At 70.2% G+C, this 16,219-nt stretch carries 14 protein-coding genes; 3 read left to right on the top strand and 11 right to left on the bottom strand.

Annotated features, from left to right (window positions below; all coding sequences use genetic code 11):
- Positions 1–192: 192 nt before the first annotated feature.
- The 4 genes from OIC96_RS28240 to OIC96_RS28225 are packed head-to-tail and all read right to left on the bottom strand — an operon-like array spanning position 193 to position 3,218.
- Positions 193–663 carry a MarR family winged helix-turn-helix transcriptional regulator gene (locus OIC96_RS28240; protein WP_330305153.1) on the bottom strand — a complete coding sequence of 157 codons (471 nt, stop codon included), beginning with the start codon at positions 661–663 and terminating at the stop codon, positions 193–195.
- The gene (locus OIC96_RS28235; protein ID WP_330305154.1) at positions 660–1,418 is read right to left on the bottom strand and encodes an energy-coupling factor ABC transporter ATP-binding protein; all 759 of its coding nucleotides are present in this window, start codon (positions 1,416–1,418) and stop codon (positions 660–662) included. Before OIC96_RS28235 ends, OIC96_RS28240 begins: the two co-directional genes overlap by 4 nt.
- Positions 1,406–2,167 carry a cobalt ECF transporter T component CbiQ gene (gene cbiQ / locus OIC96_RS28230; protein WP_330305155.1) on the bottom strand — a complete coding sequence of 254 codons (762 nt, stop codon included), beginning with the start codon at positions 2,165–2,167 and terminating at the stop codon, positions 1,406–1,408. The genes OIC96_RS28235 and cbiQ overlap by 13 nt, the downstream gene beginning before the upstream one ends.
- Position 2,168: 1 nt before the next feature.
- A complete protein-coding gene (locus tag OIC96_RS28225) occupies positions 2,169–3,218 on the bottom strand; it encodes an energy-coupling factor ABC transporter permease (protein WP_330305156.1) in 1,050 nt (349 codons plus the stop codon).
- Between the two features lie 179 nt (positions 3,219–3,397).
- Here OIC96_RS28225 and OIC96_RS28220 point away from each other — a divergent pair, with 179 nt between their 5' ends.
- Positions 3,398–3,754, top strand: coding sequence for an SsgA family sporulation/cell division regulator (locus OIC96_RS28220; RefSeq protein WP_330305157.1), 357 nt, complete (start codon positions 3,398–3,400; stop codon positions 3,752–3,754).
- A gap of 62 nt (positions 3,755–3,816) precedes the next feature.
- On the opposite strand, the gene OIC96_RS28215 is transcribed toward OIC96_RS28220, so the two are convergent.
- Both OIC96_RS28215 and OIC96_RS28210 read right to left on the bottom strand, forming a co-directional pair.
- Entirely contained in the window at positions 3,817–6,033 is a 2,217-nt protein-coding gene (locus OIC96_RS28215) for an MMPL family transporter (protein ID WP_330305158.1), read from the bottom strand.
- 146 nt (positions 6,034–6,179) lie between these two features.
- On the bottom strand, positions 6,180–6,767 hold the full coding sequence (locus OIC96_RS28210; RefSeq protein ID WP_330305159.1) for a TetR/AcrR family transcriptional regulator: 588 nt from the start codon (positions 6,765–6,767) through the stop codon (positions 6,180–6,182).
- Positions 6,768–7,222: 455 nt separating this feature from the next.
- Here OIC96_RS28210 and OIC96_RS28205 point away from each other — a divergent pair, with 455 nt between their 5' ends.
- The gene (locus OIC96_RS28205) at positions 7,223–10,492 is read left to right on the top strand and encodes a S41 family peptidase (protein WP_330310153.1); all 3,270 of its coding nucleotides are present in this window, start codon (positions 7,223–7,225) and stop codon (positions 10,490–10,492) included.
- A gap of 96 nt (positions 10,493–10,588) precedes the next feature.
- Here the strand turns inward: OIC96_RS28205 and OIC96_RS28200 are convergent, their stop codons facing one another.
- The 4 genes from OIC96_RS28200 to OIC96_RS28185 form a co-directional block, all read right to left on the bottom strand.
- Positions 10,589–10,846: a hypothetical protein gene (locus OIC96_RS28200; RefSeq protein ID WP_330305160.1), complete on the bottom strand. Its 258-nt coding sequence runs from the start codon at positions 10,844–10,846 to the stop codon at positions 10,589–10,591.
- A 110-nt stretch (positions 10,847–10,956) separates the two neighbouring features.
- On the bottom strand, positions 10,957–11,841 hold the full coding sequence (locus OIC96_RS28195) for an SDR family oxidoreductase (protein ID WP_330305161.1): 885 nt from the start codon (positions 11,839–11,841) through the stop codon (positions 10,957–10,959).
- The gene (locus OIC96_RS28190) at positions 11,838–12,800 is read right to left on the bottom strand and encodes an alpha/beta fold hydrolase (RefSeq protein ID WP_330305162.1); all 963 of its coding nucleotides are present in this window, start codon (positions 12,798–12,800) and stop codon (positions 11,838–11,840) included. Before OIC96_RS28190 ends, OIC96_RS28195 begins: the two co-directional genes overlap by 4 nt.
- A complete protein-coding gene (locus tag OIC96_RS28185; RefSeq protein WP_330305163.1) occupies positions 12,797–14,383 on the bottom strand; it encodes a flavin-containing monooxygenase in 1,587 nt (528 codons plus the stop codon). The genes OIC96_RS28190 and OIC96_RS28185 overlap by 4 nt, the downstream gene beginning before the upstream one ends.
- Positions 14,384–14,636: 253 nt before the next feature.
- Here OIC96_RS28185 and OIC96_RS28180 point away from each other — a divergent pair, with 253 nt between their 5' ends.
- Positions 14,637–15,272, top strand: a complete 636-nt coding sequence (locus OIC96_RS28180) for a MerR family transcriptional regulator (RefSeq protein ID WP_330310154.1) — start codon at positions 14,637–14,639, stop codon at positions 15,270–15,272.
- Positions 15,273–15,354: 82 nt separating this feature from the next.
- On the opposite strand, the gene OIC96_RS28175 is transcribed toward OIC96_RS28180, so the two are convergent.
- Positions 15,355–16,158, bottom strand: a complete 804-nt coding sequence (locus OIC96_RS28175; protein WP_330305164.1) for an exodeoxyribonuclease III — start codon at positions 16,156–16,158, stop codon at positions 15,355–15,357.
- Between the last annotated feature and the right edge of the window lie 61 nt (positions 16,159–16,219).

Genomic DNA, 16,219 nt, shown 5'->3' with positions numbered 1-16,219 from the left:
CGGGCACATCAGCGGGCGCGACTGCGAACAAAACGGCACGCAACACAGAAGTGTGCAAGTACATCGTGCACAAGGTACTCGCCGGTACGGACGTCTGTATTACCAGGGGGTGGAAACCGTGGGTAACCCGTGACGGGGCGGGGCCCGGGGGCGGCAGCGCGCCCGGCGGTCACCGCGCAAGCCCGGCGCGCCTCAACGCCCCCGCGCCGCCGCCCCCTCCGCACACTCCGCCAAGCGCCACAGTTCCTCCCGGAGGCGCGCGACGTCGGCGCCGTTCACCCCGGTCGCCGTCAGCAGCGCCTCCGGCACGGTCTCCGCGCGCTCCTTGAGCAGCTCGCCGCGCCCGGTGAGCGCGACGAGCACGGAGCGTTCGTCGTGCGCCGAGCGCTCACGGCGCACGAATCCCGCGGACTCGAGCCGCTTGAGCAACGGCGACACCGTGCCGTAGTCGAGGTGCAGCGCGGTCGCCAGTTCCTTGACCGTGGTCTCGCCGCGCTCCCAGAGGACCAGCAGGACGAGGTACTGCGGGTAGGTGAGACCGAGTTCCTCCAGCAGCGGGCGGTACGCGGCCGTCACGGCGCGCTGGGCGGCGTACAGCGCGAAGCACAGCTGGTCGTCGAGCAGCAGCGACCCGTTCGGCCCGACGTCCTCTTGTTCTGTCACGCGCCCATTGTCACGGAGCGCGGGTCGAAGCCGAAGGGGAGCTCCAGACGGTGGGTGCGCATGAGGGCGTCGTCGGAGAGGAGTTCGCCGGTCCTGCCGTCGGCCGCGATCACGCCGTCGCTCAGGACGAGCGACCGGGGGCACAGTTCGAGGGCGTACGGCAGGTCGTGCGTGACCATGAGGACGGTGACGTCCAAGGACCGCAGGATGTCGGCGAGTTCGCGCCGCGAGGCGGGGTCGAGGTTGGACGAGGGTTCGTCGAGGACCAGGATTTCCGGCTCCATCGCCAGGACCGTCGCGACCGCCACCCGGCGCCGCTGCCCGAAGGACAGATGGTGCGGGGGCCGGTCGGCGAAGGCCTCCATGCCGACCTGTTCCAGGGCGGTCCGGACGCGTTCCTCCAGCTCGGCGCCCTTCATCCCCGCCGCGGCCGGGCCGAAGGCGACGTCCTCGCGCACGGTCGGCATGAACAGCTGGTCGTCGGGGTCCTGGAAGACGATGCCGACCTTGCGCCGGATCTCCGCCATGTGCCGCTTGCCGACCGGGAGTCCGGCCACCGTGACGGTTCCGGTGCCGCCGCTCAGGATGCCGTTGAGGTGCAGGACGAGGGTGGTCTTGCCGGCGCCGTTCGGGCCGAGCAGCGCGACGCGTTCGCCGCGCGCGACACGGAAGTCGACGCCGAAGAGGGCCTGGTGCCCGTCGGGGTAGGCGAAGGCGAGGCCGGAGACCTCCAGAGAAGCAGTCACAGCGTCCATCCCAGCAGACATACGACAAGGGCGGCGAACGGGAGGGCGAGGGCGTACGACCACTGCGCCCGGGACGCGGTCACCTCGTCGATGACCGGCATCGAGCCGGCGTACCCCCGGCTCACCATGGCGAGATGCACGCGCTCCCCGCGTTCGTAGGAGCGGATGAACAGCGCGCCCGCCGACTTCGCGAGCACCCCCCAGTGCCGTACGCCCCTGGCCTCGAACCCGCGCGACTCCCGCGCGATCCGCATCCGCCGCATCTCGTCCGTGATGACATCGCCGTACCGGATCATGAAGGAGGCGATCTGCACGAGGAGCGGCGGGAGCTTCAACCGCTGGAGGCCGAGGAGCAGTTCACGCAGTTCGGTCGTCGAGGCCAGCAGGACGGACGCGGCGACGCCCAGTGTCCCCTTGGCGAGCACGTTCCACGCGCCCCACAGGCCGTTCACGCTGAGCGACATGCCGAGCACGTCCACCCGTTCGCCCTCCGCCACGAACGGCATCAGTACCGCGAAGGCGACGAACGGGATCTCGATGAGCAGCCTCTTCAAGAGGAAACCCGCCGGTACGCGGGCCTTGTGCGCCACCGTCGCGAGCAGCGCGGCGTACAGGGCGAACGCCCACATCGCCTCGCGCGGGGTGGAGACGACCACGACCACGAAGGCGAAGGCCGCGGCGAGTTTGGTGTGCGGCGGCAGGGCGTGCACGGGCGAGTGCCCGTGCCGGTACAGCTTGTGCGCGTGACCGGCGCCCACGTCAGACGCCCTCGGGGAGGGAGACGGGCGAGGTGTCGGCCGTACGGCGCCTGCGGATCGCCCAGAACACGCCGGTGCCCGCGACGATCGTGACGCCGACGCCGATCACGCCCGCGAGACCGCCGGAGATCCGGGCGTCGGAGATGTCCCTGACGCCGTATCCGGCGAGCGGGGAGTCCTCCGTGGCGTGCTTCTCGGCCTTCTGGTCGATGCCCTTGTCCTTGGCGACCTTCTCCAGGCCGTCGGGGCTGGCGGAGGCGTAGAAGCTGACGAACCCGGCGAGGACGAGGGAGGTGACGAGGCCGGTGATCCACACCTTGCGGTGCGAGGAGCGGGCGGCGACGGGGACGGCGGTCGTGGGGGCGTCGACGAGTTCCCCGTTCACGCGCAGCTTGAGCCGCTGCCGGAGGCCGCGTGCGCCGTACACGAGATCCGGTCGTACGGCGATGACGGCGCCGACCGTGAGCGCGGTGATCGCGGCCTCGCCGATGCCGATGAGGACGTGCACGCCGATCATGGCCGTGGCGACCTTGGAGATCGCGACGTCGGTGGTGCCGCCGATCGCGTAGATGAGGGTGAAGGCGACGGCGGCGGCCGGGACCGACAGCAGCGCGGAGACGAAGGCGGCGACGGTGATGGAGCGCCGTTTGCGGGGCAGTACCTTCACCAGGCCGCGGAAGAGGGCGTAGGAGACGACCGTGGTGACGATCGCCATGTCGGTGATGTTGACGCCGAGCGCGGTGAGGCCGCCGTCCGCGAAGAGGATGCCCTGCATCAGCAGGACGACCGAGACGCAGAGGACGCCTGTGTAGGGGCCGACGAGTATCGCCGCCAGGGCGCCGCCGAGCAGATGGCCGCTGGTCCCGGCGGCGACCGGGAAGTTGAGCATCTGTACGGCGAAGATGAAGGCGGCGACCAGGCCGGCGAGCGGCGCGGTCTTCTCGTCGAGTTCGCGGCGGGCGCCGCGCAGGCTCACGGCGATGGCACCGGCGGCGACCGCTCCGGTGACCGCGGAGACCGGGGCGTTGATGAATCCGTCAGGCACATGCACCGTTCGATGATAGTGCCTTGTTGCGAATGACTTGCAAGAGCGATGCGCTCATGAACTGCACTCTGGAGGCATTCGGGCTGCCGACGCCGTCCGAGAGCGGTTTCCATGAAATGTGCGACATTGGAAAGGTGACGGATACACAGCTTCCCCACAGGTAACGCAGCGTAAGGAGTCGGTTCATGTACGCCGTCGAACAGTACGCACGTGCCCATATCGTCACCGACACCGCCGACTCCCCGGACGACGAGCGCCGAGCCGTCCCCGTCGCCCTTCGCTACGACCCCGAGACCGATCCACGTCAGGTGCACATCACGCTGCCCGGCCCCCATGAGTGGGTCTTCGCCCGCGAACTGCTGGAGCAGGGGCTGCGGGTCCCGGTCAGCAACGGCGACGTGCGCGTCTGGCCGTGCGGCCGGGTGCAGGCGGTCATGGAGTTCCACTCGGCACAAGGGGTGGCGGTCGTGCAGGTCGACTCGAAAGCCCTGATGCGCTTCCTGCGTCGTACGTACACGGCCGCCACCCCGGTGGCTCACTGAACTCGGTGTGAACCAGGGCCTGAACCAGGGCTTGTCCTTCGGATCAGCCCTGGGCCGAGGACCTAGACCCGGGCCAGCTCCCGGTCGTCGTCCTCGTCCTTGCGCCGCGCGTCCAGCGCGCGCAGGCCCTCACCCTCGACGTCCACGTTCGGCAGGGCGCGGTCCAGCCACTTCGGCAGCCACCAGGCCTTCTTGCCGAGCAGCGCCAGGACGGCCGGGACGATCGCCATGCGCACGAGGAACGCGTCGAAGAAGACGGCGATCGCGAGGCCGAAGCCGATCATCTTGATCATCGACTCGCTGGAGCCGATGAAGCCGGAGAACACCGCGATCATGATGACGGCCGCCGCCGTGACGACCCGCGCGCCGTGCTTGAAGCCGGTGACGATCGCCTGGCTGGGCTTCTCGCCGTGGACGTATGCCTCGCGCATCCGGGTCACGAGGAAGACCTCGTAGTCCATGGCGAGACCGAAGACGACACCCACCATGAAGATCGGCATCATCGACATGATCGGACCGGTCTCCTCGACGCCGAACAGGCCGGACAGCCAGCCCCACTGGAAGACCGCGACGACGGCGCCGAGCGCGGCCATCACCGAGAGCAGGAAGCCGAGGGCCGCCTTCAGCGGGACCAGGATCGAGCGGAAGACCACGATCAGGAGCAGGAAGGCCAGGCCGACCACCAGCGCGAGATACGGGACCAGCGCGTCGTTGAGCTTCTGCGAGAAGTCGATGTTCATCGCCGTGGTGCCGGTGACCAGCACGGTGGCGTCGGTGTCCGCCTTGATGTCGCCGCCCGCGTCACGGATGCCGTGGACCAGGTCCTCGGTCTTGACGGAGGACGGCTTGGACTTCGGGATGACCGTGATCGTCGCGGTGTCGCCGTCCTTGTTGAACGCCGCCGGGGTGACCGTCACGACGCCCTTGAGGTCCTTGATCTTGTCGGACACCTCGGTGGCGGCGCCCTTCGGGTCGTCGCTGGCCTTGGCGTCGACGACGACCATCAGCGGGCCGTTGAAGCCGGGCCCGAAGCCGTCCGACAGCAGGTCGTACGCGCGGCGCTGCGTGGTCGACACCGGCTGCGAACCGTCGTCGGGCAGGCCCAGTTCGAGCGAGCTCGCCGGGAGCGCGGCCGCGCCCAGGCCCACCACGCCGAGCAGCAGGACGGCGAGCGGACGGCGGACCACGAAGCTGGCCCAGCGGGTGCCCATGTTGGGCTTGCCGGCGTTCTTGGCGGCGCGGCCGCCGCCGAGCAGCTTGCTCTTCTGGCCGGCGGGCTGGACCTTGCGGCCCGCGTATCCGAGCAGGGCCGGGATCATCGTGAGCGCGATGAGTACGGCGATGGCGACCGTGCCCGCCGCCGCGACACCCATCTTCGTCAGCATCGGGATGTTGACGACCGAGAGGCCGACCAGCGCGATCACGACGGTCAGACCGGCGAAGACCACCGCGGAGCCCGCCGTGCCGACGGCCCGTCCGGCCGCTTCCTCGCGTTCGCGGCCCTCGGCCAGTTCGGCGCGGTAGCGGGAGACGATGAACAGCGCGTAGTCGATGCCGACCGCGAGGCCGATCATCATCGCGAGCGTGGAGGTGGTGGTGCCGAGGTCGAGCGCGTTGGCCAGAGCGGTGATGGTGGAGACGCCGATGCCCACGCCGATCAGCGCGGTCAGCAGCGGCAGCCCGGCCGCGATCAGCGAACCGAAGGTGATGACGAGGACGACCGCGGCGATCGCGATACCGATGACCTCGGAGGATCCGGTCTCGGGCGTCGCCGTGAGCGCGTCACCGCCCACCTCGACGGTCAGCCCGGATGCCCGCGCGTCCTGCGCGGCCTCCTTCAGGGCGTCCTTCGAGGAGTCCTGCAACTCCATCCCGGAGACCTTGTACTTCACCGAGGCATAGGCGACCGAGCCGTCCTTGCTGACGGCGTTCGCCTTGAACGGGTCGGTGACGGAGGTGACTTCGGAGCCGTCGCCGAGCGCCTTGACGGTCTTCTCGACGGCGGCCTTGTTGGCCTTGTCCGCCATCTTCTCGCCGCTGGGCGCCTTGAAGACGACGCGCGCGGTCGCTCCGTCGGCACTCATGCCGGGGAAGCGCTGTTCCAGCAGGTCGAAGGCCTTCTGGGCCTCGGTGCCGGGTATCGAGAAGGAGGACGAGCCCGCGGTGGGCGCGGAGGCGGCGCCGACACCCGCGAGCGTCAGCAGTGCCACCCAGATCAGGGCGACGAAGTGCCGTCGCCTGAAGGCGAGTCGGCCGAGTTTGTAGAGGAACGTGGCCACGAGGGCGAACTCCCGGTCAGGTCGTGTGGATGGCAGGGGCTGGTGTGATCACCCGAGTGGGGGCAGAGGTGATCAGCCCGACGACGTGAGCGGTCGCGTCAGGTGCGGTTACAGGGATGCGCTGAGGAGTTTGAGGAGTTGAGGGTTCAGGCGCCGAGAGCGGGGAGGATCACGGCGTCGATGTACGAGGTGAGGAAGGCCTGGGTCGGCGGCTGTTGGTCGATGATGCTGCGGACCGCGAAGGCGCCGACCAGCATGTGCAGCACGTACTCCCTGGCAGGGTTGTCGGCACGGATCTCACCCCGGTCGACGGCGCGCTGCAGCATCGCGCGCAACTCCTCCTGCTCCGGCTCGATGATCAACTCCCGGAAGGCGAGCAGCAGGTCGGGGTTCCCGTGCATGGCCGTGGCCAGACCCCGCATCAGCGCGGAGTTCTGTTCCATGTGGCAGTCGTCCTCACGCCGTACGCTCGCGTGGAAGTCGCCCCGCAGGGACCCGGTGTCCGCGCCGCCGACGGAGGGCTTCTGGTGCCGCAGCGCCTTGACGACGAGCTCGGCCTTGCCGCCCCACTGGCGGTAGAGGGTGGCCTTGCTGGACTTGGTGCGGGCGGCGACGGCGTCCATCGTCAGGGCGTCGTAGCCGACTTCCCGGAGCAGGTCGAGCACGGCCGCGTACAGCTCGGCCTCGCGCTCGGGCGTGATCCGACTGCGACGCACCGTTGCGGCTTCAGCCATCCCACTCACCTTCTTCTGCTCCGGACGACACGGCTTCGTACGACTCTGAAGATACCCCGAGAAGAAGCGAAACGAAACCGTTTCGTACGTGTCTTGGGTCACGCGAACGTTTTCACAAGCTGCCGGTGGCTTCACAGGCTGCCGTCGGCGGCGATTCACAAGTTGCCGGGGGGCGCTGAGCGGAAAAGCATGAGGAGGTGAGCGACGAGTACGAGAAGGCGACCAAGGGCAAGCCGACGACGGACCGGGCGACCACGGACAGGGCGACGGCGGGTCGGACGGGCACGGACCGGACGACCACAGAGAGGACGACGGAGGATCGGGAGACGACGGACCGGGGGGCGAGCACGGACCGGGAGGCGAGTGCGGACCGGGAGGCGAGTGCGGACCGGGAGGCGGCAGGCCAGGCAACCACGGCCCGAGCCGCCGGCGGCAAGGCGGCCACCGGCAGTGCCGTGCCCGGATACCTGCGCTTCCCGCACCTCAGCGGCGACCTGCTCTGCTTCGCGGCTGAGGACGATCTGTGGGTGGCCCCCCTGGACGGGCCGGGCCGCGCCTGGCGGGTCACCGTGGACCGCACCAAGGTCGGCCACCCGCGCTTCTCACCCGACGGCCGCCACATCGCGTACACGAGCTGGCGCAGCTTCGTGCCGGAGATCCATGTGGCGCCGGTGGACGGCGGCCCCGGCAAGCGGCTCACCTACTGGGGCAGCGCGGACACCCAGGTCTGCGGCTGGTCCCCCGACGGCGACATCCTCGCCGTCGCCTCGCACGGCCAGCCCTTCTCGTACTTCACCTGGGCCTACAAGGTCACCACCGACGGCGACCCCGGCGGCAAGATGCCCTGGGGCCCGGTCTCGCACATCGCGACCGCCGACATCGACGGCGAGCGCAAGACCCTGCTGCTCACCGGCACCCCGCCACACGAACCGGCCGCCTGGAAGCGGTACCGGGGCGGGGCCATGGGCCGGCTCTGGCTGCACGGGCAGCAGCTGGTCCCCGACCTCGAAGGCCACCTCGACTCCCCCATGTTCGTCGGCGGCCGGATCGCCTTCCTCTCCGACCACGAGGGCATCGGGAATCTGTACTCGTGCGCGTACGACGGCTCCGACCTGCGCCGCCACACCGACCACGACGCCTTCTACGCACGCCATGCCTCGTCGGACGGCACCCGTGTCGTCTACCAGTGCGCGGGCGACCTGTGGATCGTCGACGGCCTGTCCCCGGAGTCGGTCCCGCGCCGTCTCGACGTGCGGCTCGGCGGGCCGCGCGCGGGACGCCGTACGTACCAGGTGCCGGCGACCCAGCACATCGACGGGATCTCGGTCGACGAGACGGGCCGGGCCAGCGCCGTCGTCGTACGCGGCAGTCTGTACTGGCTCACGCACCGGGACGGGCCCGCGCGCACCATCGCGGACACCCCGGGCGTACGCGTCCGGCTCCCCGAGATGCTCGGCTCGGGCGGTCAGGTCGCCTACGTCACGGACGCGGAGGGCGAGGACGCCGTCGAGATCGCCTACCTCCCGCGCGCGACCGGCGACCGCGCACCGCGCCGCCTCGCCTCCGGCGAGCTCGGCCGCGTACAGGAACTGGTGTCGGACCCGCAGGGCGAGCGCCTCGCGATCGCCTCGAACGACGGGCGGCTGCTCCTCCTCGACACGGCGGAGGAGTCTGGGGACACCTCCCGGACGGAGTCTGGGGGAGGGGAGGTCACGGAGCTCATTCGGTCCATCAACGGACCGGTGCGTGATCTCGCGTTCTCGCCGGACGGGGCGTGGCTGACGTGGTCGCATCCGGGCATCGGGCGGTCGCTCAGGCAGATCAAGATGGCGCGTATAAAGGACCGCCTGATCGTCGACGTCACCAACGGGCGCTTCGAGGACGAGAACCCGGTGTTCACGCGGGACGGCCGGTATCTGGCCTTCCTGTCCTGGCGCGGCTTCGACCCGGTGTACGACGTGCACACCGGGGACCTGTCCTTCCCGCTGGGCTGCCGCCCGTACCTGGTGCCGCTGTCCTCCGCGACCCCCTCCCCCTTCGCGCTGAACCCGGACGGGCGTCCGGTCGCCGGCGGTCTGGACCCGGTCGAGGACGAGGACGAGGCGGGCGACGGCAGCGCGGCGACCGTCGAACTCGAAGGCCTGGAGAGCCGGGTGACGCCCTTCCCGGTCACCGCCTCCAAGTACTCGGCGCTCCACCCGGTCGCGGGCGGCGGCCTGGTCTGGCTGCGCTGGCCGATCTCGGGCGCGCTGGGCGAGACCTTCGCCAACCCCGACGACACGACCGGGCGGCCGACGCTGGAGTTCTTCAACATCACCAAGGCGAAGAAGTCCGAACTCGTCGCGCATCTGGACTGGTTCGCGATCAGCGGCGACGGATCCCGGCTGGTGGTCGTGGACGAGGGCGACCTGCGCGCCGTCCCCTCCACCGAGTCCGGCGACAGCGACTCGACCGTCTGGATCGACCTGCGCCGCATCATCCACGAGGTGGACCCGCCCGCCGAATGGCGCCAGGCGTACGCGGAGGCCGGCCGCATCATCCGCGCCTACTACTGGGAACCCCACATGTGCGGCATCGACTGGGACGCGGTCCTTGAGCAGTACCGGCCGCTGGTCGAACGGGTCGCCTCGCCGGACGAGTTCGCGGACCTGCTGCGCGAGGTGCTGGGCGAACTGGGCACATCGCACGCGTACGTCACCCCGGCCCGCCGCAACGAGGGACCGGCCCACTATCAGCGCTGGCAGGGCCTGCTGGGCGCCAACCTGGTACGCCGTGACGGCAGTTGGATGCTCAAGCGGATCCTTCCCGGCGACTCGTCCGACTCCAAGGCCCGCTCCCCCCTGGCCGGTACGGGGATCCGCGAGGGCGCGGTGCTCACCCACGTCGACGGGCGTCCGGTGCACCCGGTCACCGGCCCGTACCCGTTGCTGGCGGGCGCGGGCGGTACGACGGTGGAGCTGACGTTCACCCCGGCGGAGGGCGAGGGCCGGTCGAGGCGGGTGGCGGTGGTCCCGCTGATCGACGAACGGCCACTGAGGTACCAGGACTGGGTGGCCAAACGCCGCGAAGTCGTACGGAGGTTGAGCGGCGGCCACTGCGGCTATCTGCACATCCCGGACATGGGCGGCTCGGGCTGGGCGCAGTTCAACCGCGACCTGCGCATGGAGGTCTCGCGCCCCGCCCTGATCGTCGACGTGCGCGGCAACGCGGGCGGCCACATCAGCGAGCTCGTCGTCGAGAAGCTGACCCGCAAGATCCTGGGCTGGGACCTGACGCGCAACGCCCAGCCGGTGTCGTACGCGTCGAACGCGCCGCGCGGTCCGGTGGTCGCCCTCGCGGACGAGGCGACGTCGTCGGACGGCGACATGATCACGGCCGCCTTCAAGCTCCTGAAACTCGGCCCGGTCGTCGGCCAGCGCACCTGGGGCGGCGTCGTCGGCATGACCGGCCGCCACCGCCTCGGCGACGGCACGGTGATCACGGTCCCCATGAACGCGGCCTGGTTCGACGCGTACGGCTGGACCGTCGAAAACCGCGGCGTCTCCCCGGACTTGGAGATCCTCCGCACCCCCCTGGACTGGGCGGAGGGCCGCCACGCCCAGCTCGACGACGCGATCCAGCTGGCTCTGGACCTGCTGAGCAACCAGCCGGCCGCGTCTCCTCCGGACTACTCGTACGTCCCGGACAGGACGAGACCGAAACTGCCACCGAGGACGGCGGGTTAGCCGATCCGGAAAGACCGGAAAAGAGCGGTAACAGCAAGAAGTGGGGCGCCCTCTTGAAAGAGGGCGCCCCACTCCGGCGCAAGCCAAGTGCAACGATCAGACGTCGTAGTCCTGGTCGAAGCGTTCCTGCGCCTCACGCTGAGTGCGCTCCGTGTCCTGCATGGCACGGTCACGCCCCTGCGGGGTGCGCTCGCCCTGCGGGGTGCGCTGGCCCTGCGGGGTGCGCTCGCCCTGCGGGGTGCGCTCGCCCTGGGGGGTGCGCTCGCTCCCGCCCTTGGGGTCGCCCATCTTCTTCTTCTTGGCCTGCTGCTTCAGCTGCTCGGCCTTGTCCTTGAACTGGTCCTGCATGCCCATGAGATTTCACTCCCGTTGTGGGTGAGGGGGATCGGGGCTCGACCAGACTTACACGCAGGGACAGAGCACGCATTTCGATCAGTGACTCACAGTGAGCGACAACGGATCACTCACTGCGAAGACCCTTGCCGCTCCTGCTCATCGGCCGCCCCACCGGCCCCGACCAACCCAGTACGCACACTCGCCAGCCGCGGCTCGAACCGTCGCATCTCCCGCTGCCCGACCGCCCCGATGACCCCGGGCAGATAGCCGCGGACGCCCTGCATCCCCCGCAGCCACCACTGCGCGTACACATGACTCGACCGCCGCTCGATGCCCGCCACGATCCGGTCGACGGCCGGCCCCAGCGGATACGTCTTGTTGGACGGCCACGGCAGCCGCGCCCTCAACTCGCGCATCACCTCGTCCTGGTCGGCGCCCCGCACCATGTCCGTGTCGGTCCACGACAGATACCCGACCCCGACGCGCACGCCCTTGTAGCCGACCTCGGCGCGCAGACTGTGCGCGTACGCCTCCACACCCGACTTGGACGCGCAGTACGCCGTCATCATGGGAGCGGGAGTGATCGCGGCCAGCGACGCGATCTGGAGCAAGTAGCCCCGGCTCTCCATCAGCGCCGGCAGAAACGCCCGCGCCGTCACCGCCGACCCGATCAGATTCACCTCGATCACCCGCCGCCAGGCGACGGGGTCGGAGTCGACGAACGGCCCACCGCTGGCGACCCCGGCGTTCGCGACGACGATGTCGACCTTCCCGAACCGCTGCTTGACCTCCTCGGCGACCCGCGCCATCGCCTCATGGTCGGTGACATCGGCGTACCAGTGGTCGCTGTCGCTGTGCAGCCGCTCCGAGACCTGCTTGAGCGCGTCCGCCTCCAGTCCGACGAGCGCTACCTTCGCGCCCCGCGCGGACAGCTTGCGCGCAAGGAGCTCGCCGACACCGCGCGCCGCCCCCGTGACAACCGCGACCTGCCCTTCCAGGCTCACCCTGCTCATGCGCCCTCCTTGATCTCTACGGCTTGTGCGGCCGCTGCGGCTTCTTCCGTCCCGGCGGCGTGCGTGTACGTGGTGACGAGTTCGCGTATGCGGGAGGTCACGAGCTCGGGCGCCTCCACCGGCGTCATGTGCCCGAGCCCCGGCAGCTCGGTGACGCCGACACAGTGCGGCAGCGCCGCCACGAGGGCGCGCGCGTGCACGACGGGCGTCAACCGGTCCGCCGTCCCCACGACGACCGCCGTCGGCACCTTCAACTCCCGTACACCGTGATCGAGATCGAGCATCTCCAGGACGACCGACCAGGCGTGGCGCACCTTGCGCGGACAGGCGTGCACGATCCGCGCGCACGCCTCCACCATCCCGGGCGACGAACCGGGGCCCATGGTCGCGTACTTGAGGATCCGCCGGGCGACCGGTGTGACCGGCCCGAGCGGGGCGCGCGATCCGAGCACGGACTTGGTGACACGGGTCCGCAGCCGCCCGGCGCGCAACGGCACCACGCGCGCCTCCGCGACCAACCGCGAGCTCCCCGTGCTGCACAGCAGCGCGGCCGCCGCGTGCTCCCGGAAACGCGCCCTCGTCGAAGCCGCCATGAGCGTCATCCCACCCATGGAGTGCCCCACGAGCACAGCCTTCTCACCCGGCGCGAGCGTCGCGGCGAGCACCGCCTCCAGGTCGTCGGCGAGCGCCTCCGTACTGCACGTGGCGCTCGCGGGGCTGCGCCCGTGCCCACGCTGGTCGTACGCGATGACCCGGTGGTCGGCGGCCAGGTCCCGTATCTGCGCCGCCCAGAAGGCGGTCGAGCAGGTCCAGCCGTGCGCGAGGACGACGGGGGGCGCGTTCTCGGGCCCGTGCACCTCGACGTGCAGACGCGCGCCGTCTGCGGAGACCGCGGTCAGCTCGCGCGTCGGCGCGGGCGGCGCGTACGCCCCGTGCGCCACATGCATCAGTCGGCTCATGCCCCGGCCTCCGCCTTCTTCTTACGCGTGTTCTTCGTCCGCGACGAGGACGCGGACTCGGACTCGGACTCGGACTCGGTTACGGGCTCGGCTACGGCCTCGGTTGCGGGCTCCGGCGCGCGCAACACCTCGTACTCCCCGAGGTCCACACGCCGTGTGGCCGTGCGGAACTCGCTCGTCGTGCCCGGCCAGACGGTGGTGTTCACGCCGTTGGCGTCGAGGTACCAGCTGTCGCAGCCGCCGGTGTTCCACACCGTGCGCTTCATGCGCTCCTGCACCTTGTGGTTCCAGGCGTCCACGGCGCCGGGGCGCGCGTCGAGGGCCGCACGCCCCCCGAGCACCTCCAACTGCCGTACGAAGTCGGCCATGTAGTTCAGCTGGGACTCGATCATCAGGATCATCGACGAGTTCCCGAGGCCGGTGTTGGGCCCGATGATCGTCATCCAGTTGGGGAAGCCGGCCGCGGTGGCGCCGCGCAGCGACTTCATGCCGGTCCGCCACGCCTCGGCGAGCGTCTTGCCCTCCGCCCCGACGACCCGCTCCGCGATCGGCATGTCGGTGACATGGAAGCCCGTACCGAAGACGATCGCGTCGACCTCGGCGGTGCTGCCGTCGGCGGCGACGAGGGTGGAACCGTCGATCTCGGCGAGCCCGGAGGCCACCACGTCGACATTCGGCCGGGTGAGCGCCGGGTAGTACGTGTTGGACAGCAGGATCCGCTTGCAGCCGATCCGGTAGTCCGGCGTGAGCTTGGCCCTCAGCGCCGGGTCCTTGACGGCGCGCGCCATGTTCCGCTTGGCCAGCCGTTCGACCATGCCGAGCTCGTTGGGCCGCTTGGTGAACGCCTGGACCTGCAACTCCCGGACGCCCCACAGAAGTCCGCGCCGCGCCTGCGTGGTGAACGGCAGCTGCCGGTGCAGCCACCGCTCGGCCCCGCTGATGGCCCGGTCGACGCGCGGCATCACCCACGGCGGAGTGCGCTGGAAGAGGGTCAGCCTGTCGACGTCCGGCTGGATCGACGGCACGATCTGGATGGCCGAGGCCCCCGTGCCGATCATCGCGACGCGCTTTCCGCGCAGGTCGTAGTCGTGATCCCAGCGCGCCGAGTGGAAGACCTTGCCGGGGAAGGTGTCGATCCCCGGGATGTCCGGGATCTTGGGGTCGGACAGCGGCCCGGTGGCGGAGACGACCACATCCGCCGTGAGGAACCCGCTACTGGTCTCGATGCCCCAGCGCAGCTTCTCCGCGTCCCAGGTCATCATCTTGACCTCGGAGTCGAAGCGCAGGTGCGACCGCAACCGGAAGACGTCCGCGACGTGCTCCAGGTACGCGCGGATGTGCTCCTGCCCGGAGAAGGTGCGCGGCCAGTCGGGATTGGGAGCGAACGAGAACGAGTACAAGTGGGACGGTACGTCGCAGGCGCACCCGGGGTAGCTGTTGTCCCGCCAGGTGCCGCCCACGCTGCCGGCCCGCTCCAGGACGACGAAGTCGGTGACCCCTTCACGGCGCAGCCGCACGGCGGCCCCCAGACCGCCGAAGCCGGACCCGATCACCGCCACTCGTACATGCTCGTGCTCGGTCATCCCGACGCCTCCCTAGCCGCACGACACTGCCAGTGAACACTGGCGCAATGGGGAGAGTAGAGCAGCCGCGTACTGATGGGTAGGGGTCGCGACCGGGAAAGTTACCGGGGGTACGACGTAGGGTGCGCACGTGGCCGAGGGATCAGGAAAGCGGGGCGCGAAGGCGCGGGGGCGGGCGAGCGGGGCGCGCGACCAGAGCGCGGGGGCGCGCGAGCACGGCAGCGCGCCGGAGCCCGGCAAGCGCGAGTACCGGATGGAGGAGCTGGCCGAGGAGGCCGGCATCACCGTGCGCACCCTGCGCTTCTACCGGGAGCGCAAACTCATCCCGCCACCCCGGCGCGAGGGCCGTATCGCCTGGTACGACGACACACACCTGACGCGCCTGCGCACGATCTCCGCGCTCCTGGAACGCGGCCACACCCTCAGCGGCATCGCCGAGCTCGCCGAGGCCTTCGACCACGGCCGCGACGTGGGCGAACTGCTCGGCCTGGGCGAACCCACCGAGGAGACCCCCGTCCGCATCTCCCCCGAGGAACTCGCCGACGTCTTCGCGGGCCAGGCGACCCCGGAGAACCTCGCCGCCGCCCTCGATCTCGGCTACCTCGCCACCGACGGCGGCGAGATCGTCCACATCAGCCGGCGCCTGCTCGACGTCTCGGCCGCCCTGGTCCGCGAGGGCATCCCGCTCGCGGACGTCCTGACGACCGCCCGGCGCGTACGCGATCACGCCGACGCGCTCGCCGAACTCTTCACCACCCTCGTCCTCACCGAGGACCGCACGACCGAGGACCTCCAGCGCCTGCGCCCGCTCGCGAAGAGCGTGGTGGAGGCGGAAGTGTCGATGGCGCTGGACCGACACCTACGGGATCACCGGGATCGCACGTCATAGGCCGCCCCAGACCGACAACGACAGAATCACCGGGATCACCGGCCGAAGGCCGACGGCTACGGGATCAACGAGATCGACGGATTCACAGGTCGTAGACGACAGTCACCGGCGCATGGTCCGACCAGCGCTCCCCGTGCGTCGCCGCGCGCTCCACGAACCCCTTGACCGCCTTGCCCGCGAGCCCCGGCGTGGCGACCTGGTAGTCGATGCGCCAGCCGGTGTCGTTGTCGAAGGCCCGCCCGCGGTACGACCACCACGAATACGGCCCTTCGGCGTCCGGGTGCAGGGTGCGCACGACATCGACGTAGCCGCCGTCGCTTTCGTCGAAGACCTGGCCCATCCACGCCCGCTCCTCGGGCAGGAAGCCGGAGTTCTTCTTGTTGCCGCGCCAGTTCTTCAGGTCGGCCTCTTGATGGGCAATGTTCCAGTCACCACACACAACGACCTCACGCCCGTCGGCGGCGGCCCGCTCGCGCAGCCCCTTCAGGTGGGCGAGGAACTCCCCCATGAACCGAACCTTCTCGTCCTGCCGCTCGGTCCCGACCTCACCGGAGGGCAGGTAGAGACTGGCGACGGTGACACCGGGCAGATCGGCCTCTACGTAGCGCCCACTGGAGTCGAACTCCTCCGACCCGAACCCGACCCGCACGCGATCCGGCTCACGCCGGGTGTACAGCGAGACCCCCGCGCGCCCCTTGGCGGCAGCGGGAGCGTGCACGACATGCCACCCCTCGGGCGCCCGCACATCCTCAGGGAGCTGCCCGGGCTCGGCCCGCACCTCCTGGAGGCACAGCACGTCCGCGGAGGTCCCCGCGAGCCACTCCACGAAGCCCTTCTTCGCGGCGGCCCGGAGCCCGTTCACATTCACAGAGGTCACAGTCAGCACTCGGGCACGATACTTAATCGGTACCGCCGATCAGAACTCGATCACTACCACCGACCCAACG

The organism is Streptomyces sp. NBC_00775, assembly GCF_036347135.1.
Classification (GTDB): domain Bacteria; phylum Actinomycetota; class Actinomycetes; order Streptomycetales; family Streptomycetaceae; genus Streptomyces; species Streptomyces lutosisoli.
This window is presented reverse-complemented; position numbering and strand designations above follow the sequence as displayed.

Coding starts and splice junctions, on each gene's coding strand:
- OIC96_RS28195 (WP_330305161.1), bottom strand. CDS start 11,841: ATGAGCAGGGTGAGCCTGGAAGGGCAGGTCGCGGTTGTCACGGGGGCG.
- OIC96_RS28220 (WP_330305157.1), top strand. CDS start 3,398: ATGTACGCCGTCGAACAGTACGCACGTGCCCATATCGTCACCGACACC.
- OIC96_RS28185 (WP_330305163.1), bottom strand. CDS start 14,383: ATGACCGAGCACGAGCATGTACGAGTGGCGGTGATCGGGTCCGGCTTC.
- OIC96_RS28180 (WP_330310154.1), top strand. CDS start 14,637: ATGGAGGAGCTGGCCGAGGAGGCCGGCATCACCGTGCGCACCCTGCGC.
- OIC96_RS28210 (WP_330305159.1), bottom strand. CDS start 6,767: ATGGCTGAAGCCGCAACGGTGCGTCGCAGTCGGATCACGCCCGAGCGC.
- OIC96_RS28190 (WP_330305162.1), bottom strand. CDS start 12,800: ATGAGCCGACTGATGCATGTGGCGCACGGGGCGTACGCGCCGCCCGCG.
- OIC96_RS28235 (WP_330305154.1), bottom strand. CDS start 1,418: ATGGACGCTGTGACTGCTTCTCTGGAGGTCTCCGGCCTCGCCTTCGCC.
- OIC96_RS28200 (WP_330305160.1), bottom strand. CDS start 10,846: ATGGGCATGCAGGACCAGTTCAAGGACAAGGCCGAGCAGCTGAAGCAG.